Here is a 24203-nt window from a genome sequence, read left to right on the forward strand (position 1 = left end):
TTTGATTCTTTTTACCATAGCTAATTATTTTATTTATCCTATGGTAGATGCGAGAAAAAAATCAGGGAAATATGGTTCAACAGCAGATGATGCAGTAATAGTAGCCGTTGAAACGTTAAAAGGATCAGGAAAACTATATGATGCAGAACTGATCACAAAAGAATCTATAAGTCCTGGTCCAGGCTGGTTATTAATGAATTCAGGATTTGTATTATCTGATTGTTATTTTCTATTAAATCCGTTCTATTTAGGCATAATATTATTTCTCATATCGAAATATTATACAACCTCTGTAGCCAATAGCTTTCTATTTATACTTATGTTAGCATTGATATATTGGGAGCTGTTTTTTAACGGACATGATATAACTGCTTTTTCTTTAGGATTTTTAGCATGTATGATTCTTATGTATGAGAATTTTAGGAAAGAACAAGGGTTCTTTAAAGTTATTTTAATGGGAATTTTAATAGGATTAGTATCTACTTCCAGAGTAATATTTTTCTTTATTCCTTTCATTTATTTCTTTATGTTAAAAAAAGATAATAAAAAGAATAGTTGGATAATACTTACAACTAGCTTAATAACTTTTATTGGTTTGAATAGTTATTTCTATTCTATTAATAATCATTATCAGCCGGCGCATCTGATGCACCGTGCTCAGACAATAATGGGAACTCCTTTAATGCTTGCCTGTGCTTTAATCATGATATGTACGTTATATTTTGTAATAAATAAATTACAGCAGAATAATCTGATAGATTGGTTGAGAAATATGACGATTGCTTTTGGTGTTTTCTTTATACCTATTGGTTTAGCAGACCTATTCAGAATAGATTTCCATTTTATAATATGGGAAGGAGCAAATTATTTTGTTCCGGTGGTGCCGTTCACAATATTATACTTTTTATATAGAGTTAATAGTAACAGAGTAGGTTTGAGAACTATCGGTATGAAAACTAAAAATCTTTAAATCAAAATTAAAATGTCAAATAAAAATAAATCAAGTAGATTTAATAAAATAACCATCGGTTTAGCTTCACCGGAATCGATTCTTCAGGAATCAAGAGGGGAAGTTCTAAAACCGGAAACTATTAACTACAGAACACATAAACCTGAAAGAGACGGTTTGTTCTGTGAAAAAATCTTTGGTCCGGTAAAGGATTACGAGTGTGCTTGTGGTAAATACAAGAGAATTCGTTACAAAGGAATTGTTTGTGACCGTTGTGGAGTAGAAGTTACTGAGAAAAAAGTAAGAAGAGAAAGAATCGGACACATCAACCTTGTAGTGCCTATCGCGCACATCTGGTATTTCCGTTCATTACCGAACAAGATCGGTTACCTTTTGGGAATTCCTTCTAAGAAATTAGACATGATCATCTACTACGAAAGATATGTAGTGATTCAGCAGGGTATTGCTAAAAAATTAGACGGTTCCGACTTCGATAATATGGAGTTCCTTACAGAAGAAGAGTACCTTGACATCATGGAGACTCTTCCTGTGGAAAACCAGTATCTTGATGATTCCGATCCAAACAAATTCATCGCCAGAATGGGTGCTGAAGCTGTTGAAGATCTGTTAAAAAGAATCGATCTTGATGCATTGTCTTTCGACTTAAGACACAAAGCTCACAATGAAGGTTCCAAGCAAAGAAGAACTGAAGCTCTGAAAAGATTGAACGTGGTAGAAGCATTAAGAGGTGCCAATACAAGAATGATCAACAGACCGGAGTGGATGATCATGCGTGTGCTTCCTGTAATACCACCAGAATTAAGACCATTAGTTCCATTGGATGGAGGACGTTTCGCAACTTCTGACTTAAATGACCTTTACAGAAGAGTAATTATCAGAAACAACCGTTTGAAAAGACTATTGGAGATCAAAGCTCCGGAAGTAATCTTGAGAAACGAGAAGCGTATGCTTCAGGAATCAGTAGATTCATTATTCGATAATACAAGAAAATCTTCTGCTGTAAAATCTGAATCAAACAGACCATTGAAATCACTTTCTGATTCATTGAAAGGTAAGCAGGGTCGTTTCCGTCAGAACTTACTAGGGAAAAGGGTAGATTACTCTGCGCGTTCCGTAATTGTTGTAGGTCCAAACTTACAGCTTCACGAATGTGGTATTCCTAAAGATATGGCAGCAGAACTTTACAAACCGTTCATCATCAGAAAACTGATTGAGAGAGGAATTGTAAAAACTGTGAAATCTGCAAAGAGAATCATCGACAGAAAAGAGCCTGTGGTATATGATATCCTTGAAAACGTGATGAAAGGTCACCCTGTTCTACTGAACAGAGCACCTACTCTTCACAGACTGGGTATCCAGGCATTCCAGCCTAAGATGATCGAAGGTAAGGCAATCCAGCTTCACCCGTTGGTAACAACAGCATTCAACGCCGATTTCGATGGTGACCAGATGGCGGTACACTTGCCGTTAGGTCCTGAAGCGATCCTTGAAGCTCAGTTATTGATGCTAGGTTCTCAGAACATCTTAAACCCTGCAAACGGTTCTCCTATTACCGTACCTTCTCAGGACATGGTTCTTGGTCTTTATTTCATGACCAAAGAATTGAGCTCTACAGAAGATATGAAAGTAAAAGGTGAAGGTCTTGCATTCTATTCTCCGGAAGAAGCGGAAATCGCTTATGCTGAAGGAAGAGTTTCTTTAAATGCTAAGGTAAGATGTAGACTGCCTGTTAAAGAAAACGGAGAATTAGTAACAAGATTGATCGAAACTTCCGTAGGTAGAATCTTATTCAACCAGATTGTTCCTAAACAGTCAGGATATATCAATGAGCTTCTGACTAAGAAATCATTAAGAAACGTTATCGGTAAGATCCTTGCTGATACCGACTTCCCTACAACAGTGAAGTTCCTGGATGCAATGAAAGACTTAGGATATTCAAATGCATTTAAAGGAGGTCTTTCCTTCTCACTTGGGGATATTGTAGTTCCTGTTGAGAAGAAAAAAATGATTGCTCAGTCCATTGAAGCAGTAGACGAAATTAGAGCCAACTATAACATGGGTCTGATTACAGATACAGAACGTTATAACCAGGTAATCGACGTTTGGACCAACACCAACGCCGGATTAACTGAAATGATCATGGGTAGAATGAAAACCGATCAAGGTGGATTCAACTCTGTATATATGATGCTTGATTCTGGTGCGAGGGGTTCCAAAGAACAGATCCGTCAGTTATCAGGAATGAGAGGTTTGATGGCAAAACCGCAGAAAGCTGGTTCTACCGGTGCGGAAATTATTGAAAACCCGATCCTTGCAAACTTTAAAGAAGGTCTTTCCATCCTTGAGTACTTTATCTCTACTCACGGTGCTCGTAAAGGTCTTGCGGATACCGCTCTTAAAACAGCCGATGCCGGTTACCTAACAAGAAGATTGGTAGACGTTGCTCAGGACGTTATCGTTACAGAAGACGACTGTGGTACTTTAAGAGGTACTGAAGTTACCGCTCTTAAGAAAAATGACGAGATCGTTGAAAAGATCTCCGAAAGAATCTTAGGTAGAGTTTCTCTTCATAACATCTATGATCCTGAAACAGATGAGTTAATCACTGAAGCAGATCAGGTAATTAATGAAGCATTAGCGAAGAGAATTGAAGCAGCAGGATTAGAATTTGTAGAAGTTCGTTCTCCGCTTACTTGTGAAACTAAGAAAGGTATCTGTGCGAAATGTTACGGTAGAAACTTAGCAACAGGTAAGATGATCCACATGGGTGAAGCGGTAGGTGTAATTGCAGCTCAGTCAATTGGGGAACCTGGTACTCAGCTTACGTTGAGAACCTTCCACCAAGGGGGTGTATCCACTAACGTTTCAGAAAACCCATCTATTGTTGCAAGAAGAGACGGTATCGTAGAATTGGACGAAGTAAGAACAATTACTTCTGAAGATGAAAACGGTAATACTGCGGAAGTAGTAGTTTCCCGTACAACAGAATTCAGATTGGTTACCGATAATGAGCAGAGAACACCATTAATGATTACTAACGTACCTTACGGTTCCCAGTTAGTCGTTAAATCTGGTGATAAAGTGAAGAAAGGTGATCTTATTGCAAAATGGGACCCATATAACGCGGTAATTATTGCTGAAACTGCTGGTAAAGTAGAATACGAGGATATCATCCAGGGTATTTCATTCCAGCTTGAAATTGACGAACAGACAGGATTCGAAGAGAAAGTAATCTCTGAATCCAGAAATAAGAAAGCCGTACCTACTCTGAAAGTGGTAGATTCTAAAGGAGTTGAGCAGAAAGGCTACAACTTACCGGTAGGAGCCCACTTAATGGTAAACGATGGTGAAAAAATTAAGGCTGGTAAAGTCTTAATCAAGATCCCAAGAAAATCTGCAAAAGCAGGGGATATCACCGGAGGTCTTCCGAGAGTTACCGAATTATTCGAAGCAAGAAACCCTTCAAACCCGGCGGTTGTTACTGAAATCGATGGGGTAGTTTCTTACGGAAAAATTAAGAGAGGTAACCGTGAACTTATTGTTGAGGCTAAAACTGGGGAAAGAAAGATTTACCTTGTAAAACTTTCCAACCAGATCCTTGTTCAGGAGAATGACTTCGTAAGAGCTGGTTCGCCACTTTCTGACGGTTCAATCACTCCGGATGACATCTTAAGAATCAAAGGCCCAACTGCGGTTCAGGAATATTTAGTAAATGAAATTCAGGAAGTTTACCGTCTTCAGGGAGTAAAAATCGACGATAAGCACTTCGAAATCATCGTAAGACAGATGATGACGAAAGTATCTATCGTAGACGGAGGTGATACTCAGTTCCTTGAAGGTGCATTAGAGCATAAGTTTGATTTCTTGGAAGAAAACAACAGAGTATTTGGTCTTAAAGTAGTAGTTGAAGCTGGTGATTCTAAAGAATTCAAGCCAGGTCAGATGATTACTGCAAGAGAATTAAGAGATGAGAACTCCAAGTTGAAGCGTGAAGACCAAGCCTTGGTTGAAGTAAGAGAAGCACTTCCTGCTACAGCAACACCTGTATTGCAAGGTATTACAAGAGCAGCTCTTCAGACCAAGTCATTCATGTCTGCAGCATCATTCCAGGAAACTACTAAAGTTCTGAACGAAGCAGCTGTTGCTGGTAAAGTAGACTTCTTAAGTGGTCTTAAAGAAAATGTAATTGTAGGACACAGAATCCCTGCAGGTACAGGTCTTAAAGAATACCAGAATGTAATTGTAGGTTCTAAAAAAGAATTTGAAGACCTTAACTAAAATTAATGAATTGAAATTTGAGGTTTGAATTTATTTTTATATTTTCACAATCTCAAATTTCAATTTCAAAAAAAATAATTTATAAAAATGGACAACAATCAAAATCCTCAAGATGGAAACATCAACATCGAATTGAACGAAATGGTAGCTGCTGGAGTATATGCTAACTTAGCATTGGTAAACCACTCTCCATCTGAATTCGTTGTAGATTTCATCCAATTAATGCCAGGTGTACAACAGGCTAAAGTAAGATCAAGAATCATTCTTGCTCCGCTTCACGCTAAAAGAGTACTTTCTGCTCTTCAACAAAACATCACTAACTACGAGCAGCAATTTGGAGAAATCAAAGAAGTTGAGCCTTTCGTATTAGGAGGTAACAACGTACAAGCTTAAGATTTTTCTTACAATACATAAGAATGCCTCAAATTTATTTGAGGCATTTTTTATTCCTTATATCTTTGGTTGAAAGTCGAACAAAACAAGACCGGGTTTTTGAGCCTATTATCCCAACTGAATTATTGTTTTTGTTAATATTTGTTCATCAATAAAATGATTAAGTTTTATATATTTGCTTTGAAAACAATATAGAAGATATGGTAAATAACCAATTTATCCTTAGCAAATTTGGGTTTTTGGGTGATGATTTTTTAAATGAGCTGCATGCGAATGCGATTATTACTGAAATAAAGTCAAAAACAGAAATTATCAGGGAAGGGCAAAAAAATAAATACGTTCCTTTTCTCATTAAGGGTTCTATAAAAGTCTTTACTCTCAATGATGGCAGAGAACTGATCTATTACTATATAAAACCCAATGACAGCTGCCTGATGACCTTTTCGTCCATTTTTACAGATTATACCAGCAGAGTATACGCTGTTGCAGAAGAAGAATCTGAAGTGATCCTGATTCCTGTTTCTGTTATACATGGTTGGCTAATCCGTTTTCCAGAAATCAACAAGGTGTTTTATCATGAATATGACAGGCGTTTCTCAGATGTTATGAATATGGTAAATGATGCCGTATTTCACAGACTCGACAAAAGAGTTTTGAATTATATCCGTCAGCAGATTTCAGCTACAGGGAATAACCCTTTAAAGATTACACATCGTGAAATAGCCAGCAATCTGGGCACTTCTCGGGAAGTTGTGAGCCGGGTTTTGAAAAAAATTGAAAACGAGGGCGAAATTCTTCAGACTAAAGAAGGCATCAAACTCCTTGCAAATGAAAATGTTAGACCTGTCTAATATATGAAGTTTTAATTATTTTATTTTTATCATTGATAAAAACAATTCTTATGGTGACTTTTATCACATACTTTTGAATCGATAACTCAATAAGTTTGTCATATCATAATTTAATTCAAATTGTATATGACAAAAACTCTCTTATTTTTGTCGGTATTGGTCTCAGGTCTTGTCTCAGCACAGGAAGACCTGCTAAAGGATATTGACACTCTTAAAACAACTACATCAGCTTCACAGCCAGCTTTTAAAGCCCTGCAGATCGTTACAGGACAATCCACCAAGCTCTCAGCCAAAAATGAGTGGTACATTATTGTGGCTCACCGTTTCGGAGACATCAGTACAGGATTTAAAAACTTTTTCGGCCTGGACGATGCTTCTACCAAATTAGGGGTTATTTACGGTGTTACAGACGGTATTTCGGTCAGTCTTTCAAGAGAGACAAACATGAAAACATTCGAAGGCGCTGTAAAGTATAAGCTCGTAAAACAGACTGAAAATTTTCCGACAGACATCGTAGGATATAACGTAATGGCCTTAAATACAGACCTGGATAAAGACAATTATCCCCATCTCAGGTTCAGTGACAGGCTTTCCTATCTTACACAGGCTTTGATCTCAAGAAGATTCAATGATAAGTTTTCTTTGCAGCTGACTCCTTCATATATTCATAAAAATCTTTATGATCCGGCTATTGAAGATAAAAATCAGTTTCTGGCCGGATTAGGTGGCCGTTATAAAATTTCAAAAAGAATTTCCATTAATGCAGAATATTTTGTGAATTTCGATGATCACAGCTTCTATAAAAATCCTCTCTCACTTGGAATGGATATAGAAACCGGGGGACATGTTTTCCAGCTTTTATTTTCGAATTCCCAGATCAATTCAGATATAGGATATCTCTCCAATGCGGTAGGAAAGTGGGGAAAAGGACAGATTTTCTTTGGATTTAACCTTTACAGAGTTTTTTAAGATGAAAAAGATATTATACCTATTACCAGCAGCTGCCCTGTTTATTGCTTGTGACAGCAGGACTTATGAGGAAATTTCAGATAACACCCCAATTACAGTAATTGTAAAATATAATTCGGACGTAAAATCAATTGTTGACAATAACTGCATCGGATGCCATGCCGCAGGAAGCTTTAAGCCTTTAACTACGTATACAGATGTAAAAAACAATATAGACGGTATTCTAGACAGAATACAGAGACCCAACGGAGATCCGGGAAAAATGCCACAAGGCGGATCCTTATCTCAGACACAGATTAATACCTTCATAAAATGGAAAGCCGACGGGCTTGCTGAAAATTAAAAATATTTGATATGAAAAAATTAGCATTAATAGGGAGTATACTGTTTTTCACAGGTTTTGTTTCAGCCCAGAAATACAGTTCCAAAACAGGTCATGTAACCTTTGAGGCATCTGTGCCACTGTTTGAAGACGTGTATGCTAAAGATGATAATAATGTTGTTATTCTGAATGCAGACACCGGAGAAATGGCTTCCGTTTCGGTCGTGAAAAACTTTCATTTTAAAACCAAACTAATGGAAGAACACTTCAATGAAAGCTATGCAGAAACAGCAAAATATCCTAAGGCAACTTTCAAAGGGAAGATTGTGAACTTTGATAAAACAAAACTTACAGCTTCACCACAGAAATATACCGTTCAGGGAACCCTGAATTTTCACGGCGTAGATAAAGCGGTTTCTTCCACAGCTACCATTTACAGCAAAGACGGGAAGATCTATATGCAGGGAGGCTTTGTGGCAAAACCTGCCGATCACAAAGTGACCATCCCAAAAGTAGTAACCAAAAAGATTGCTGAAACTGTGAATGTAGAATACAATTATGTAATGGCAAAACAATGAAAAATATCATCTTCATTATAAGTATTTTCCTGAGTTTTTCTACAATATCTGCCCAGGAAAAAGTAAAATCAATATTTGATATTGCCAGGAGCGGAACGGTAGCTGAAGTGAAAGATCTTATGAAACAGGATCCGGATATTATCAACAAAACCAATGAAAGTGGCTTTTCACCTCTTATTCTCGCGTGCTACAGAGGCAATAACGAAGTGGCTGAATTTTTGATGGATAATGTAAAAGATATTGATTATAATTCATCAATGGGAACTGCGCTCATGGCAGTTGTATTTAAAGGTGATTTAAAATTAGCTCAGGAATTATTAGATCATAAATCTAATGTAAATACAATAGATTCACAGGGAACGACACCGCTTATTTTTGCTTCAAAATTGGGAAATCTAGAAATGGTGAAGCTTCTTGTAAAATATAAAGCAAATAAAACGGTAAAAGATAAACAAGGAACTACAGCTTTTGAATATGCCGTTTTATCAAAAAATCCCGAACTTATTAACCAGCTAAAAAATTAAAATATGAAAAACATTGTACTCTTTTCTTGCCTATTAATCAGTTTTTTGGGCATTTCACAGCAAAAAACTACAGGTGACGTACCTTTATCCCCTAATAATGGGATGACTGCAAATTTTACTCTTGACAATACAACATCTACAGTAACCTTGGTATTAAAAGGCCCGTCTGACAGATGGTTTGGCTTAGGAATTGGTGTTAATGCAGGGTTTAGCATGTCGTCGGGAGATGCTGTGGTTTATTCTGCGGTTACAACTCCAAAACTTACGGATAGAAATTTTACAGGATTCGTGCAGCCTCCATTAGACGGTTCACAAGACTGGACAATAGTAAGTGATGTTGTTGCTGGAACTGTAAGAACACTAATTTTAACAAGGGCTTTGACCAATTCAGATCCTAATGACTATCAAATGCCCTATGCAACTACCAATTCTATAAGTTTTGCAGGACCAAGACCTGCTTCTGCAACTAATACAGTTGGCCCTCATGGTGGAACAGCCAATGTAGGATATGCTACTGCATCTTTTACTTCTGTATTAGGAGTGAATGATACTGAAATGATAAATAAAAAAGTTGTTTTTTATCCAAACCCAGCAAAAGAAACACTAACCTTTAAAAATGTAGATAAAATAAAGTCTGTTGATATCTATGAGTCAGCAGGAAGAAAAGTAAGATCTGTAAAACCGGATGGAGAAACTCTAGATATCAGAGATCTGAAGCCAGGAATTTATTATCTTGAGATCACTCTGAAAGATGGAAACCTGTCTTATGAAAAACTGATCAAAGAATAATCACATATAAAAATATAACTTATCCAATGCCTCTGATATTCGGAGGCATTTTTCTTTATGAACCTTAAAATTCGAATACTGTGTTTCCATTGTACTGGACGTTTTTTTATACCTTTGATGGGTTTGAACATAAAAAGTTATGGAGATCAGAAATTTAAATAATATTACTACAGATGAGCTTTTATCTGTTTTTAACAAGTCTTTTTCAGATTATATTGTTCCCTTTCATTTGTCACTGGAACAGCTTGAATTGAAAATTACAGCAGATAAAATAGATTTAAACCTTTCTGTAGGTGCATTTGAATCCGGAAAGCTGGCAGGATTTATCCTTCATGCCGAAAAAGAGGAGGGCGGAAAACGCATAGCATATAATGGAGGGACTGGTATCATTCCGGAGTACAGAGGTCAGGGACTGGTAAGAAAAATGTATGAGTATATTCTTCCGGTATTCAGGGAAGGAAAAACAGATGTGCTAACCCTTGAAGTAATCGAAGGTAATAATTCTGCTATCAGAGCCTATGAAAATTTAGGCTTCAAAACGGTACGGAAACTGTTGTGTTTTAACGGAATTATTAATCTTGAAGAAAAGGATATCAATATTTCAATAAAAGAGATTGAAAGCTTTCAATGGGAAAAATTTCAGTCTTTTTGGGATATAAAGCCTTCATGGCAGAGTTCAATCACAGTACTTGAGAATATCCGTCAAAGCTGTACAGTTTTGGGAGCATATAAAGATGAGCAGCTTAAAGGATATATCATTTACAACCCTGCGGTTAAAAAAGTCTATCAGGTTGCTGTTGATCAAAGCTCCAGAAGACAGGGAATTGCTACAAAACTTTTGAGCGCAATCGGGCAAATGAATGGGGAGCAGGCTATTTCTGTAAACAATGTAGATGATACTCCGGAAAATACTTCTGCCTTTCTACATGCAGCCGGACTTAAAAATTGGGTGTCACAGTTTGAAATGAAGATAGATATTTAAAATTTAATCTGTTTTAATATACTTTTAATCTTATAAACTTTCCCGGAAGCAGTAGAGACCGTAACTTTGCCGAAAATTTTTGATAATGAAGCGAGGAATACAAATTTTGCTGCTGTTTTTTTCTTTGGTCATCTCTGCCCAGCAGACAACTATAGATACTGCTCAGGTAGTTGTTTCCGGCCGTACCAACAGTGCGGAAGCCCGGACAAAACCTTATGTGATCATGATTTCTACCGATGGCTTTCGGTATGATTACGCTAAAAAATACAATGCCGAAAATCTTCTGAAGCTGTCCGCTAATGGGGTTCAGGCCGATGCGATGATCCCAAGCTATCCAAGCATCACGTTTCCCAATCACTGGAGCTTGGTCACAGGGCTTTATCCTTCCCATCACGGGTTGATTGATAATTTTTTCTATGATTACAAAAGAAAAGAGCCCTATGCAATGAGCAATAAAAAGAATGCTGAAGACGGCAGTTGGTATGGAGGAACTCCACTGTGGTCATTGGCTGAAAAGCAGGGAATGGTCTCAGCTTCTCTCATGTGGGTTGGGTCTGCAAGCAACGCAGGAGGAATACGGCCTTCCTATTACTATCCGTATCATGAAAAGTTTAAGCCTTCCGAAAAAGTAGACAAGGTTGTGAACTGGCTGAAGCTTCCTGAAGAAAAAAGACCACATTTCATATCCCTGTATTTCCCGGAGGTTGATGGAAGCGGTCATCATTACGGGCCGGACAGCCAGGAGACAGAAAATGCAGTTCATCTGATCGATAACGCAATTGGGGAGCTTGTTCAGAAAGTCAATAACTTGGGACTGAAAAATGTCAACTTTATTTTTGTTTCCGATCATGGAATGATAAAAGTGGATGGTGGAACTCCATTGGAAATTCCGGCTATACTTCTTGATAAAAACAGATTCGATTTTTACAATTCCCAGACCCTGCTTAGAGTATACGTTAAAAATCCCGCTGAGGTTAAAGCCGTATATAAAGAACTGAAAGCGAACAAAACTGATGAATATGAGGTATACCTTGATAAAAAACTGCCCAAATATCTTCACTTTTCGACCAAAGATGACAGATATGACAGGATAGGTCAGATTCTTCTGATTCCAAAAGCTCCAAAAATATTCTTAGAAAAAGGAAAGAAAACATCCGTGGGAAAACATGGTTATAATCCGAAAATTGTCCCTGAAATGAAAGCCACATTTTATGCATGGGGACCTGAATTCAAAAGTAATCTGGTAATCAATGAATTTACCAATGTTAACATTTACCCCTTAGTTACTGAAATCTTAGGATTGAAAACAGATCAGCCTATTGATGGGAAACTGAAAGTTCTAAAAAAAATTCTGCAAGAGAAAAAATAAACTGGGTCTACTGATATTATATACAATCATTCAAGATCTTAAATAAATAGTTTCGGCGCACCGCAGGTGCGCCGAAACTGTTTATAGATTAAAAAAAATCAAGCTTAAAATTTATCAGCAAACTCACGGGAAAAGTCCTCAAGTTTTATTGAGCCATTAACCGGAGATCCCTGCTCAATAAAATCCTTCTGTACAACACCGGTTCTCATGCCTTTTCCCATTTCAACATAAAGTTCAGCCATTTCCTGTGGTAAACCAGCCTGCACCATTCCCTCTAAAGCCTGTTCATCTGTGAATTCAACCCAGGGTAATTCCGGATTCCCAACAGCGGCTCCTAAAACCTTTGCAAAATCTGCAGGCGGACGCGAATCGCTTACCACATAACGGATATTTTTACCTGTTGTATTTTTTACCAGTTCTTCAGCTGCAGCTTTAGCAATATCAGTGGGATGTACCAATGGAATATTTATATTTTCAGGATAATTTCCACCGATAATACCCGCATTTTTAATCAATGGAATATCATTGAAAAAATTAATGTAGAAATAACCTGCCCTTAGCAAAGTGACAGAAGTGTTTTCCAGCTCATTATACAGTTTTTCAATATGATGAAGTCCTTTAATCGGGCCGTTTTCAACCGGAGAATCAGCTCCCACACTGCTCAGCATGACAACTCTTTTTACCCCGGTTTTTGCAATGGCTTCAGCATAATTTTTTCCCGCACTCACTGTATTTTCAACAATATGGGTCTCGCCTATGATTGGGGGAGTCATTGCAAATACGGCATCAGCACCTTCAAATGCTTTAGCCAGAAAATTCACATCAGTAATAGAACCGATGGCGGCCTTCGCTCCTAGAGATTCAATTTCACTTTTCTTTTTTTCACTGCTGCTGATTACAGTAATGTCGTGCCCTTCTGCAATTAATTGCTGCGCTAACGGTTTCGCGGTGTTCCCTAAAGAACCTGTTACAATAATTTTCATATTAAATGTTGTTTATTTCTTTATACAAAGTTATATTTGTACTTACTTTTATACAAGTACTTACCCTAAAGTATGTATCATGACAGCAATTAAAGAAAGTTCTACCATTCAGCAGAACAGAAAAAATATATTGGAACAGTGTCCGGTAATGTATGTGATGGAAAAAATAGGTGGTTTTTGGAAGCCTATTATTCTGTTCAATCTTTCAACAGGAGAGAAGAGATACAGCGAATTAAAAAGAGCCATTCCTGAGGTGACAGAAAAAATGCTGATCCAGCATCTTAAACAATTAGAAGCTGACGGACTAATTATTAGAACGGCGAAACCCGTAGTTCCTCCACATGTTACGTATGAGCTTAGCAAAGCAGGCCTCAAGCTGGCCCCTGTCATTGATGCAATGGCAGACTGGGCTTTTCAGGATATGAAAAAGGCTTACTAAATATCAATAAAAAAGACTCTTCGCTTGAAGAGTCTTTTTGTTTTAAAATGTGAAAATTATGATAAAGATTTCATATCAATAACGAAACGGTACCTCACATCACTTTTCAGCATTCTTTCATACGCTTCATTGATCTCCTGCATTCTGATGATCTCAATTTCAGAAACAATATTGTGCTCACCGCAGAAATCTAGCATTTCCTGGGTTTCAGCAATCCCTCCGATTAAAGAAGCTGCTACAGATCTTCTTCCCATGATCATAGGTACTGTATTCAAGATAGGTTCCAAACCACCTAAATACCCTACTAAAACAAGCGTTCCGCTGATATTTAAAGTAGCAACATAAGGATTCACATCATGTACATAAGGAACTGTATCAATAATCACATCGAATTTTCCTTTTACAGAATTCATATGCTCATCATCTGTGGAAATGACCACATGATCCGCACCCAGCTGCTTGGCATCATCCGTTTTTCCCGGAGTTCTTGAGAATAAAGTCACTTCTGCGCCTAATCCTTTTGCCAGCTTAATCGCCATATGACCCAATCCTCCTAGTCCAACAACTGCCACTTTAGATTCAGGTCCAACATTCCAGTGTTTCAACGGGGACCAGGTTGTAATACCTGCACAAAGCAAAGGTGCTACAGCTGCCAGATCTAAGTTTTCAGGGACTCTTAAAACAAAGCTTTCATCCACAACTACTTTTTCAGAATATCCTCCGAAAGTATGGCCTCCCAAATGTTTGTCCTTTCCATTATAGGTTCCTGTAAATCCATTCAGGCAGTACTGCTCCAGATCCTTCTTACAGCTGTCGCAGGTTCCACATGAATCTACCATACATCCTACTGCTGCAAGGTCTCCCACTTTAAATTTAGACACTTCACTTCCCACATTGGTTATTCTTCCGACAATTTCATGTCCGGGAACTACAGGATACAAAGATCCGCCCCAGTCGTTTCTTGCCGTATGCAGGTCAGAGTGACAAACCCCGCAATACAGAATTTCAATTTCTATATCCTTAGGTGTCGTTTCTCTTCTTTCAATATTCATCTCTTTCAGGTCTGCCGTAGTAGACTCAGCCCCATAGGCTTTTACTGTGATTGTGCTCATTGGTTTATTTAATTTAATTAAGTTTAGTTATAATTGTTGTATTCCTTATCACTTACAGGTTCCATCCATCCCACAATACTGTTTTGAGTATCTGGCAGTTCAGATCATCTTCGTTCGGTTTTAGAATCTGGACCCAGGCTCTTCCGCCCGAAAATAAGCTTCCGGCGCTTTTTTTCCTTTGGGGAAAATGCTTGTATTGAATGTTTCCATAACGGTACAAAAGTCGATACTTTTAAATAAACACAACTTATACAGATTACCGGAATACCTACCAATTTTACAGACATCCTAAAAAGGCCCGCAGGAAAGTAGTAATTTTGAATAAGCTTAAAAAAGATAGTCGATGGAAGATCAGGAAGTTGAAAAAGTTAACAGTATTTCAGATTACAATAAAATGGTGAATCATGAAACACTGCATCCGCTGGTAAGCGTGGTAGATTTTACAAAATCCGATCCCATATGCCAGTACAAAAGAACTTATACTTTTTATACCGTTTTTTTGAAAGATGTGATCTGTGGCGACATGCATTACGGGAAGCACAGCTACGATTATCAGGAAGGTACACTGGTTTTTATAGCTCCGGGGCAGGTAAGCGGGGTTACTAACGACGGAAAACCCATACAACCGGGCGGTTATGCATTATTATTTCATCCGGATCTCATCAAAGGAACCAATCTCGGCAAAAATATCAAAGACTATAGCTTCTTTTCCTATGACGTACACGAAGCTTTGCATCTTTCAGAAAAAGAAAGGGAAATTGTTCTGGAATGCTTTAAAAATATAAAACTTGAGCTCGAACAGTCTATCGATAAGCATAGCAAATCGTTAATCGTCAACAATATTGAACTGTTTTTAAATTACTGCATGCGGTTCTACGACCGCCAGTTTATTACAAGAGATCATGTCAACCAGGGTGTTATCGGCAAATTTGAAAATCTGGTGGATGATTATTTAAAATCGGATAATCCAAAAAATATTGGTTTCCCGATGGTCAATTACTTTGCAGAAAAGCTGAATCTGTCTGCTAATTATTTCGGTGATCTGATTAAAAAAGAATTGGGAGTTTCCGCTCAGGAATTTATTCATAATAAGCTGATTGATATTGCCAAAGAACAGATCCTGAATCCGTCAAAATCAATCAGTGAGATTTCTTATGATCTTGGGTTTAAATATCCGCAGCATTTTACAAGATTATTCAAAGCTAAAGTCGGTGTTTCTCCGAGCGAATATAAAACGTTAAACTGATCATTTTAAACGCAAGTAACACTAATGTTTTTCACAAATATCACAATTCTTTATTTGTGAAAATTAGTGTTAAAAATTAGTGACATTCGTGTTTAAACTTACTTTATAAGTTAACTATATAAAGTCTTAGTATTTTTAGCATAGAAAATTTCCTTATTTCAAAAAACTGGATTAATTTTAATAGATAAAATTTTTCAAAGTTTTTAAAATGACCGTTGAGCAGACCACAACCCACATTTTTCAGACCTCTTTCGGGAAAGTTATTGCATTAAAAAACAACGGCGTTATTAGAGCCAAAAGCATCCGGTATGCCCGTTCTGAAAGATTTCAAAAACCTGTTGCAGAGCAGCCGTCGGCTGAAGAAATTATTTTCCCTGATAAAACTCCTGTTTGTCCGCAAGCCATTAGCCCACTAGTAGAAAAAATGATTGGACCTACCCAACTTGAGAGCTTTGACCCTGATGAATCCACACAATATCTTTCAATCTTCCGCCCTGATAGCTTTACAGAGAATGAAAAGCTTCCTGTTGTAATCTGGATCCATGGTGGTTCCCATGAAATAGGATGTGGTGATCTTCCTACTTCTGATCCCTGTGGCTGGGTGCGGGAACAGCAGATCATTGTTGTTGCTGTTTCCTACAGGCTCGGGCTCTTCGGATTTTTGGGAGGTGATGAAAGACCACCTAATTTGGGACTGTTCGATATCATAGAAGGATTAAAATGGATCAAAGCTTACATTTCAGAATTTGGGGGTGATCCTGAAAATATTACTCTTTTAGGTCAGTCTTCGGGCGGTGATGCTATTGCCCATCTTATGATTTCCGAAGGTGTTGAGGGTCTGTTTCAAAGAGTGATTATCCAGAGCGCTCCGCTGGGGCTGCGTCATAAAAGACAGAGAATGTCGGCCGAATTTCTCAAAAAAACTGAAAGTCTGAAAGATGAAACAGATGTTTTTAAAATGATGGACGAATACAGGAAACATGTGCCATCCGTCATTAAATATGGCTTGAAGGCGGCCATGCCTTTCGGCATTCAGTATGGATTTCCTCCCTTATGCAAAGAAGAGGAATCTATAGAGAAATGGAAGGCAAACGCTGAAAGGTATGATGTACTCATTGGTCTGAATAATGATGAAACAGCATTTTATCTTAAAACCTCAGATGCTTTAAATAAATATTTCGGGAAAGGTTTTGGATTGAAGGTTCTAGATAAAGCCGTTCAAAAGACGACTGAACTCATCTATGGGAGTCCGGCAAAAATATTTGCTGAAAATTATGCAAAAGCGGGAGGGAACGTTTACTTATTTAGAATTCATGCCAGATCAGAAGACAGCTCTATCGGGGCTCCGCACTGTATTGATCTTCCTTTGATTTTCGGAAATGAACAAGCTTGGAAATCCTCTGAAATGGTAAAAGATATTCCTTGGAAATACATTAATGAGAATGGAAAGAAACTCAGAGTGCTCTGGGCAGAATTTGCAAGGACAGGAAATATTTCTGATGATTCGGAACGGCCGGAAATCCTGAAAATTCAAAAAATTAAGTTTTAAATAAATTCAAACAAAGCTTTTGTAAAAAGGTACAATGTAAGTATTTAGTTTACGAAATATATAGCTTTAAGTATCTGTTTGGTGATATATTTGAGGATAATTAGAGTATTTTATGTATATTAGACTAACCAAACCAAAAAATCAATTAATCATGAAAACAAAACTTTTTACCAACGTACGAAAACTTGACAGAAGGGAACTTAAGAATCTAAAAGGAGAAGGGATCATCCGTAACGGTGTATGCTGTACCTCCAACGAGGATGGCTACTGCTGTGAATGGGCCATTAATATACAGAATTGCAGATACATCCACTGCTAATTATTCCGTCAGTAAAACTAATTTAAGGCATACATAACTGTTGATGATGTATGCCTTTATATATCTTCAGGACTACTCAGAGACCCATACACTTACATTTCCTGCAGGAACCGGGAAATCTCCCCATCCATTTTCATCAATAATTACCGTTTCCTCAGATCTTTTAAGTAAATCTTTGAAACTTTTGCCTGCATACCGTTTCCCCATTTCCATAGGTTTGCTGTAGGCATCTTTATTGCTGAGAACTACGGCACATCCGGAATGTTCATTGTCACCTTCACGCGTCCAGCCCAGACAGTTGGTATCTTCAAAATAATCCCTCTGTGTTCCGTATGCATGTTCCTTTCTTGCTATCAGAAGCTCTTCTATACCATCCACTTTCGGTAGGAAAATTTCATGGCTGTTACCGTCTCTGCCTTTGTCAACATACTGGACGCCATAAAGATCGGGATAAAAAACGCAAGGATATCCATTCTCGCGAAGCAGGATCAATGCATAAGCTATCGGCTTGAACCATGATTGTACCGGAGCTTCAAGATCCTGAAGAGGCTGTGTGTCATGATTATCCACAAGACTTACAGAGTGCATGGGATCTGCATCGGTAAGAGTTTGGTCAAAAATCCTTCGGAGATCATAAGAGCTGCCTTCATTAGATGCAGTATGGAAATTATTTTGCAGTGAGCTGTCAAAAAGGCTCATGCATCCTTCCGTTACCTCAATATACTTCTGCAGAAGATTAAGCTGCCCCGGGGCCCAGTATTCTCCGACCGCAAAAATATTTTTTCCGGAATTAGAGCGGAGCATGGTCAGCCATTCCTTATAAAAATCAAATGAAATATGTTTTAAGGCATCCAGCCTTACTCCATCAAAATCGGTTAGGTTGAAATACCATTCAGCCCAGCTGTTGAGCTCTTCACGTACAAAAGGATTCCGGTGCTCGATGTCGTTGTACATCAGGTAATCGTAATTTCCTTTCTCATCGTCAATCATCTCTTCCCAGTCGTTTCCGTACTCAGACTGTATTTTAAAGATGTGCGAATCCATACCTTCGGCATAATCCACACCGCTGAAACAGGTGAAGTTCCATTCAAAATCAGAATATTTTTTCTTTCTTCCGGGAAACGTGAATTTAGTATAAGATTCTATCTCAATAACCTCGGAAATAATCTTTTCCCTGTTGTTTTCGTCTACCTTTACGGCTTTAAATTTTTCCAGTTCGTCCCCGCCGGCCTTATGCCCCAGGACAATATCTACGATTACCTCTATATTTTGCTTTTTTAAAGCTTTAATGGCCTTGATATAATCATTCCTGGTGCCATATTTGGTGGGAATGCTTCCTTTCTGATCAAACTCTCCGAGATCATACAGGTCGTAAGCATCATATCCTACAGAATAGCCTCCGTTTGTTCCTTTATAGGCAGGAGGAAACCATACTGAAGTAATTCCTAATTGTGCCAGATATGCGGCCTGCTTTTCTGCTTCTTTCCATAATTTTCCATTCCCTTCTGAGTACCAGTGGAAAAATTGAATCATTGTCGGGTTCATAGGCTGTAATTTGGTCACTACAAGATAGTGAAAATTTTTTACCTGTTAATTTTCAAACTCTTCGAACGGAATTTTTAGTTGAATAGAAACCTGTTTTTTTTCCTCGGTGTTGAGGTGGGAGAGTGATAACCCCAGCAATCTTACAGGCTTATCAAACGGCCTTAGTTCCCAAAGTTTTTTCCCGGTGCTGAAATACTGTTCAGGAGAAGTGAAATACTCTTCTTTTGTAAAGCTTCTTGTAAAAAGCGAGAAATCTTTATACTTGATCTTTAAAGTTAAGGCTCTTCCCAGGATATTATTCTTTTGCAGCCTCTGGTGAAGCTCCTGGCTCAGATGTTCCAGTTTTTCATTAATCGATTGGTCGTCAAAAAGATCCTCAAAAAAAGTTCTCTCCACGGCAACACTTTTCTGGATTCTGTGTGGCTTCACCTCAGAATTATGAATGCCGCGTACTACATTGTAATAGTAACCGCCGGACTTTCCAAAAAGCCTGACCAGTTCTTCAAACGTTTTCTTCTTTAGATCTTTTCCTTTATAAATTCCTAAGCTAAACATTTTGTTAGCCGTGACCTTTCCAACACCGTAAAATTTTTCGACCGGAAGCTCTTCAAGGAAACCTTCAATTCTATCCGGATGAATGGTTTTCTGGCCGTTCGGTTTATTAATGTCGGAAGCTACTTTTGCGAGAAATTTGTTAACGGAAATTCCTGCAGAAGCTGTCAGTCCCGTTTGCTCAAATATTTTCTGGCGGATCTCTCTGGCAATCTGATTGGCAGATTCTATATCTTTTTTATTTTCAGTGACATCAAGGTAGGCTTCGTCTAATGACAGAGGTTCTACAAGATCAGTATATTCATGGAAAATTTCGCGGATCTGTTTGGATATTTCTTTGTACCGTGCAAAGCGGGGCGTCACAAAAATAATATGAGGGCATTTTTCTTTGGCTGTTTTGCTGGGCATTGCAGAACGTACCCCATATTTTCTGGCTTCATAGCTCGCTGCTGCAACAACTCCCCGGTGTTCTCCTCCTACAGCAATAGGCTTTCCTTTAAGCGAAGGATTATCATGCTGTTCCACAGAAGCATAGAATGCATCCATATCGACATGAATAATCTTACGGGTGGAAAAAGAAGAATCCATACCGCAAAGATATGGATTCATTTATTTTGAATTAAGTTCTTATCATGTTTTCATTCTCATTGTAACGAGTAGTGATTCAAACCCTGCTTTTTCGTACGCTTTTACAGCGGATTCGTTTTGGGCATACACATCAAGTCTTATTTCAGAAATGTCTTTGGATTTTGCCCAGCTGATCAGTTCGTCGAGGATCAACTTATTAACTCCCTTTCCTCTGTGTTCAGGTTTTACGTACATAAATCCCAGGTAGGCATATCGATCGAAATTATAATAGTTTTTTCCTGGTTTTTTGATCAGTGCATAACCTGAGGCTATGATTTCGTTTTCCTCTTCAGTAACAAGTACGAGGGCTTCATCAGATTTTATCAGGTGAAGCAGGTCATAATAATGAATTTCTCCATCAATAAGAGTACTGTTAAATGGTCTTTCAGCAGAAACAATACCCTGCTCAAATTCTAAAAGGACCTTCAGATCCTGCTCTGTAGCTTCTCTTGTGATCATTATTGTAAAAGATGGTTAATGGTTTCCTGTATTTCCGGATCTTCAGGGGAAATAGCATAATATTTTGCGATGGAAGATTTCTGGTCTACAACCATATATCTTGGAATCCAGTTCAGGTCAATATAATTGTTAAAATCATTTTTCCATCCCGAAGAAAACCAGTAATTATCTTTATCCTTCATATTGAACCTGTTCAGGCTTTTGTCAAAACCTTCTTTTGATCTTTCCAGGGAAAGGAATACAAAATCTACATTCGGATTGTTTTTTTCAAGCTCTTCAGCCTTTGGAAGTGCTTTTAAACAGTCTCTGCACCATCCGGCCCAGAAATCAATCACTAAAACTTTCCCCTTATGCTGATCAAGAATCTCCTGAATGGTAATATTTTTTCCTTCCTCATCTTCCAGCTTCTGTACTAAAGCTTCTTGGGAGAAAGAGGTTTTAAGTACTTTCGGTTGCTGCTGTGCATAGCTCAGTCCAAAAATGCTGATCATAAGAATTAATGCTAACTTTTTCATTCTTTCAATTTCATTTATACAAATCTAAACAATGAAACGCAATTTGAGATTGATTTCTTATGAATTAGGAAAAATTTATGAAATAGAGAATGTCTATAAAGATTTATTGATAGTTTTTGATTACACCTTTCACCACAGCGATCACATTCGGCATGGCTTTATTGGCGGCATTCAAAACTTCTTCATGAGAAACGGCAAAGGCAATATCCGGTCCGCCAAGGTCTGTAATTACGGAAATGCAGAAAACATCCATTCCCATATGTCTGGCAACTATTACTTCCGGAACAGTACTCATTCCTACCATATCACCACCGATGGCTTTGATCATGCCATATTCTGCAGGCGTTTCAAAAGTTGGTCCCTGTAGTGCTACATACACTCCCTGGTGGATTTTAATATTGTTTTCGGCGGCAGCTTTTTCGGCGGCTTCTATCATTTTTTTGTTATAAGGTTCGCTCATATCCACGAAACGCGGTCCGAACGATTCAATATTTTTACCACGAAGCGGATGTTCAGGCATCATATTGATATGGTCTTTTAAAATAACGATATCGGCAACGTTGTAAGCCGGATTTACGCCGCCACAGGCATTGGAAAGGATGAGGTTTTTGATACCTAACAGATGGAAAACTCTTATCGGAAAGGTCACAGTCTCCATAGAATGGCCTTCGTAATAATGAAAGCGGCCGCTCATCATAAGAACTTTTTTGCCGTTCAGGATTCCGTAAATTAATTTTCCTCCGTGCCCAACAACTGTCGTCTGAGGAAAATTAGGAATCTCAGGATATTCTAAAATATGGAGGGCTTCCACTTCATCCTGCAGTTTTCCCAGTCCGGATCCCAAAACAATAGCAAAATCGGGAATTTCTTTGATTGTACTTTTGATAAAATCGGCGGTCTGCTTAATTTTTTCTAACATAATCTAAGATGATTTGGTTGAATTCTTCCTTTTTATCAATGATAACATTAATAGGCCAGTAGTAAACAATGTCTCTAAGATAGTCAAAAGTTTTCAGACGTACATAATCTTTCTCCGTGGTCAGGATCAGCTTGTATTCGCCTAATTTTTTATATTCTGCGGTGATATTTTTAATGTCGTCATCCGTAAAATTATGATGGTCCCTGAATTTTAAATGCTTAACCCGCTGCGAAAATTTAGCCAGATGCTCCAGAAGCGGTTTGGGGTTAGCAATTCCTGTAATCAGGAGGATGTCATAATAGTTCAGGTTATTGTCCGGAAGCATTTTATCTTTTCCGTACACATTTTCGTCATAACCAATGGATGAAAAGAATACTTTTTGGTTATAAGAGGGTCTTATCCTGGAAATATAATAGCGTTTGGTTTCTTCGGTAAGCTCATCAGGACATTTGCTGACCATGATGATGTTGGCTCTTTTAGCTCCGTTTCTGGATTCTCTCAGGTCTCCGGCAGGAAGCAGATGATCTTTAAAGTAAGGATCATTAAAATCGGTCATCAGAATATTAAATCCCGCTTTGATGGCCCTGTGCTGCATGGCATCGTCCAGAACAAGAACGTCAAGATCCATATCTTCAATTACCTTTTTGGCTCCGGGAACTCTTTCTTCCGAAACGGCAATGACGAATCGGTTTTTGAAGCGCTCAAAAAGCTGCATGGCTTCATCACCCACAATTTTATAGTTGCTTTCATAATTCGTCACTTCATAGCCTTTCGTCAGTCTGCCATAACCGCGTGAAAGAACCCCTGTTCTGTAGTGTTTGGACAGGTATTGGGCAAGATACATCACCATAGGCGATTTTCCGCTTCCGCCCACAGAAAGATTACCGACATTGATTATCGGAGTTTTGAATTTTGTCGCCTTAAAAACGCCCAGATCATACATTGTGTTTCGGATACCCGTTACCAAATGATAACCGAGGGAAAAAGGATAAAGGTACCATCTTTTCATACGTCTGCAAAAATAGGAATTTTCATAAGGATTTTAAGTAATATTCTCAAAGACTTTTCAACAAATATTTCATTAAATTAAAGTATTTTTGTTGAGTTATTATACTACATTGAGATACTTTATTGAATTTTCTTACAACGGAAAAAATTATTTCGGTTATCAGATACAACCGGATGCCGTTTCTGTACAGGAAGAACTGGAAAAAGCACTTTCCACGATATTAAGAGAAGAAGTCAAAACGACAGGTGCCGGAAGGACGGATACAGGCGTTCATGCTAAAAAAATATTTGCCCATTTTGATACGGAACATCCTGTGGATGAAATGAATCTTCCTTATAAATTAAACAGTTTCTTACCTCCTGATATTTCTGTAAAGCGGATCTTCAAAGTTAAAGATGATTTTCATGCCCGTTTTGATGCTACGTACAGAACCTACGAATATTATATTTCCCTGGCGAAAAATCCTTTTACCCAGGAATCGGCATGGCAGCACTGGAAAAGGCAGCTTGATATCCATAAAATGAATGAAGCCTGTAAAATTTTATTTGAATATGAGGATTTTACAAGCTTTGCTAAATTAAAAACCGATAATAAAACCAATATCTGCAAAATCTATAAGGCAGAATGGGAACAAGAAGGAACTGAACTTATGTTTACGGTTTCTGCCAACCGCTTTCTGAGAAATATGGTCCGTGCCATTGTAGGAACTATGGTAGAAATTGGAAGCGGAAAAATAAAACCCGAAGACCTGCGTAAAATTATTGAAGATAAAAACCGTAATGCTGCCGGAACTTCAGCTCCGGGCCATGGATTATTCCTTGTAGATGTAGGATACGAATTTTAATCCCATGACAAAAATTCAGTGATTTTACGGCTGTCCTTTTGTTTTACAGTATTGAAAAAA

The 24203-nt window shown here is 38.0% G+C and carries 25 protein-coding genes; 16 read left to right on the forward strand and 9 right to left on the reverse strand.

Translation table 11 applies throughout. The annotated features are described in order from the left end of the window. The first annotated feature begins 40 nt into the window (after positions 1 to 40). The 11 genes from ACMGDK_RS17490 to ACMGDK_RS17540 all read left to right on the forward strand — a co-directional run bounded on the left by ACMGDK_RS17490 (position 41) and on the right by ACMGDK_RS17540 (position 12025). Positions 41 to 970, forward strand: coding sequence for a hypothetical protein (locus ACMGDK_RS17490; protein ID WP_436809112.1), 930 nt, complete (start codon positions 41 to 43; stop codon positions 968 to 970). A gap of 12 nt (positions 971 to 982) precedes the next feature. Beyond that, positions 983 to 5248 carry a DNA-directed RNA polymerase subunit beta' gene (gene rpoC / locus ACMGDK_RS17495; RefSeq protein WP_436809113.1) on the forward strand — a complete coding sequence of 1422 codons (4266 nt, stop codon included), beginning with the start codon at positions 983 to 985 and terminating at the stop codon, positions 5246 to 5248. A gap of 87 nt (positions 5249 to 5335) precedes the next feature. Next, positions 5336 to 5641 carry a DUF3467 domain-containing protein gene (locus tag ACMGDK_RS17500; protein ID WP_034702050.1) on the forward strand — a complete coding sequence of 102 codons (306 nt, stop codon included), beginning with the start codon at positions 5336 to 5338 and terminating at the stop codon, positions 5639 to 5641. A 200-nt stretch (positions 5642 to 5841) separates the two neighbouring features. Further along, a complete protein-coding gene (locus ACMGDK_RS17505) occupies positions 5842 to 6492 on the forward strand; it encodes a Crp/Fnr family transcriptional regulator (RefSeq protein ID WP_436809114.1) in 651 nt (216 codons plus the stop codon). A gap of 126 nt (positions 6493 to 6618) precedes the next feature. Beyond that, positions 6619 to 7461, forward strand: coding sequence for a DUF5777 family beta-barrel protein (locus ACMGDK_RS17510; protein WP_436809115.1), 843 nt, complete (start codon positions 6619 to 6621; stop codon positions 7459 to 7461). A gap of 1 nt (position 7462) precedes the next feature. Next, entirely contained in the window at positions 7463 to 7804 is a 342-nt protein-coding gene (locus ACMGDK_RS17515; RefSeq protein ID WP_436809116.1) for a c-type cytochrome, read from the forward strand. A gap of 11 nt (positions 7805 to 7815) precedes the next feature. Next, on the forward strand, positions 7816 to 8361 hold the full coding sequence (locus ACMGDK_RS17520; RefSeq protein WP_436809117.1) for a YceI family protein: 546 nt from the start codon (positions 7816 to 7818) through the stop codon (positions 8359 to 8361). Continuing rightward, complete coding sequence (locus ACMGDK_RS17525) at positions 8358 to 8885, forward strand: ankyrin repeat domain-containing protein (RefSeq protein ID WP_436809118.1); 528 nt, start codon at positions 8358 to 8360, stop codon at positions 8883 to 8885. The genes ACMGDK_RS17520 and ACMGDK_RS17525 overlap by 4 nt, the downstream gene beginning before the upstream one ends. Before the next feature lie 3 nt (positions 8886 to 8888). Then, positions 8889 to 9674, forward strand: coding sequence for a T9SS type A sorting domain-containing protein (locus ACMGDK_RS17530; protein ID WP_436809119.1), 786 nt, complete (start codon positions 8889 to 8891; stop codon positions 9672 to 9674). A 139-nt stretch (positions 9675 to 9813) separates the two neighbouring features. Continuing rightward, on the forward strand, positions 9814 to 10656 hold the full coding sequence (locus ACMGDK_RS17535; protein WP_436809120.1) for a GNAT family N-acetyltransferase: 843 nt from the start codon (positions 9814 to 9816) through the stop codon (positions 10654 to 10656). An 85-nt stretch (positions 10657 to 10741) separates the two neighbouring features. Further along, the gene (locus tag ACMGDK_RS17540) at positions 10742 to 12025 is read left to right on the forward strand and encodes an alkaline phosphatase family protein (protein ID WP_436809121.1); all 1284 of its coding nucleotides are present in this window, start codon (positions 10742 to 10744) and stop codon (positions 12023 to 12025) included. A 104-nt stretch (positions 12026 to 12129) separates the two neighbouring features. On the opposite strand, the gene ACMGDK_RS17545 is transcribed toward ACMGDK_RS17540, so the two are convergent. Continuing rightward, positions 12130 to 13008, reverse strand: coding sequence for an NAD(P)H-binding protein (locus tag ACMGDK_RS17545; RefSeq protein ID WP_436809122.1), 879 nt, complete (start codon positions 13006 to 13008; stop codon positions 12130 to 12132). A 79-nt stretch (positions 13009 to 13087) separates the two neighbouring features. Here ACMGDK_RS17545 and ACMGDK_RS17550 point away from each other — a divergent pair, with 79 nt between their 5' ends. Next, entirely contained in the window at positions 13088 to 13447 is a 360-nt protein-coding gene (locus ACMGDK_RS17550; RefSeq protein ID WP_436809123.1) for a winged helix-turn-helix transcriptional regulator, read from the forward strand. Between the two features lie 56 nt (positions 13448 to 13503). On the opposite strand, the gene ACMGDK_RS17555 is transcribed toward ACMGDK_RS17550, so the two are convergent. Beyond that, positions 13504 to 14559: an NAD(P)-dependent alcohol dehydrogenase gene (locus ACMGDK_RS17555; RefSeq protein WP_436809124.1), complete on the reverse strand. Its 1056-nt coding sequence runs from the start codon at positions 14557 to 14559 to the stop codon at positions 13504 to 13506. A gap of 52 nt (positions 14560 to 14611) precedes the next feature. Beyond that, positions 14612 to 14779, reverse strand: coding sequence for a hypothetical protein (locus ACMGDK_RS17560; RefSeq protein ID WP_436809125.1), 168 nt, complete (start codon positions 14777 to 14779; stop codon positions 14612 to 14614). A gap of 123 nt (positions 14780 to 14902) precedes the next feature. Between ACMGDK_RS17560 and ACMGDK_RS17565 the strand changes: the two genes are divergently transcribed. The 3 genes from ACMGDK_RS17565 to ACMGDK_RS17575 all read left to right on the forward strand — a co-directional run bounded on the left by ACMGDK_RS17565 (position 14903) and on the right by ACMGDK_RS17575 (position 17673). Further along, positions 14903 to 15805 carry a helix-turn-helix domain-containing protein gene (locus tag ACMGDK_RS17565; protein ID WP_436809126.1) on the forward strand — a complete coding sequence of 301 codons (903 nt, stop codon included), beginning with the start codon at positions 14903 to 14905 and terminating at the stop codon, positions 15803 to 15805. Between the two features lie 208 nt (positions 15806 to 16013). Beyond that, on the forward strand, positions 16014 to 17354 hold the full coding sequence (locus ACMGDK_RS17570) for a carboxylesterase family protein (protein WP_436809127.1): 1341 nt from the start codon (positions 16014 to 16016) through the stop codon (positions 17352 to 17354). Positions 17355 to 17505: 151 nt separating this feature from the next. After that, a complete protein-coding gene (locus ACMGDK_RS17575) occupies positions 17506 to 17673 on the forward strand; it encodes a hypothetical protein (RefSeq protein ID WP_436809128.1) in 168 nt (55 codons plus the stop codon). Between the two features lie 72 nt (positions 17674 to 17745). On the opposite strand, the gene ACMGDK_RS17580 is transcribed toward ACMGDK_RS17575, so the two are convergent. The 6 genes from ACMGDK_RS17580 to lpxK all read right to left on the reverse strand — a co-directional run bounded on the left by ACMGDK_RS17580 (position 17746) and on the right by lpxK (position 23299). Continuing rightward, positions 17746 to 19218: an alpha-amylase gene (locus ACMGDK_RS17580; protein ID WP_436809129.1), complete on the reverse strand. Its 1473-nt coding sequence runs from the start codon at positions 19216 to 19218 to the stop codon at positions 17746 to 17748. Between the two features lie 45 nt (positions 19219 to 19263). Beyond that, complete coding sequence (gene dinB, locus ACMGDK_RS17585) at positions 19264 to 20358, reverse strand: DNA polymerase IV (RefSeq protein WP_436809218.1); 1095 nt, start codon at positions 20356 to 20358, stop codon at positions 19264 to 19266. 42 nt (positions 20359 to 20400) lie between these two features. Next, positions 20401 to 20856, reverse strand: coding sequence for a GNAT family N-acetyltransferase (locus tag ACMGDK_RS17590; protein ID WP_436809130.1), 456 nt, complete (start codon positions 20854 to 20856; stop codon positions 20401 to 20403). Further along, positions 20856 to 21371 (reverse strand): TlpA family protein disulfide reductase, encoded by a 516-nt coding sequence (locus ACMGDK_RS17595; protein ID WP_436809131.1) that lies wholly within the window; start codon positions 21369 to 21371, stop codon positions 20856 to 20858. The genes ACMGDK_RS17590 and ACMGDK_RS17595 overlap by 1 nt, the downstream gene beginning before the upstream one ends. Before the next feature lie 103 nt (positions 21372 to 21474). Then, positions 21475 to 22290 carry a purine-nucleoside phosphorylase gene (locus ACMGDK_RS17600; RefSeq protein ID WP_436809132.1) on the reverse strand — a complete coding sequence of 272 codons (816 nt, stop codon included), beginning with the start codon at positions 22288 to 22290 and terminating at the stop codon, positions 21475 to 21477. Next, positions 22274 to 23299, reverse strand: a complete 1026-nt coding sequence (lpxK, locus tag ACMGDK_RS17605; RefSeq protein WP_436809133.1) for a tetraacyldisaccharide 4'-kinase — start codon at positions 23297 to 23299, stop codon at positions 22274 to 22276. Before lpxK ends, ACMGDK_RS17600 begins: the two co-directional genes overlap by 17 nt. 88 nt (positions 23300 to 23387) lie before the next feature. On the opposite strand from lpxK, the gene truA reads away from it, so the two are divergent. After that, a complete protein-coding gene (gene truA / locus ACMGDK_RS17610; protein ID WP_436809134.1) occupies positions 23388 to 24143 on the forward strand; it encodes a tRNA pseudouridine(38-40) synthase TruA in 756 nt (251 codons plus the stop codon). Positions 24144 to 24203: the final 60 nt, after the last annotated feature.

It is taken from the genome of Chryseobacterium hilariae (assembly GCF_051400735.1).
In the GTDB taxonomy this organism is placed as follows: domain Bacteria; phylum Bacteroidota; class Bacteroidia; order Flavobacteriales; family Weeksellaceae; genus Chryseobacterium.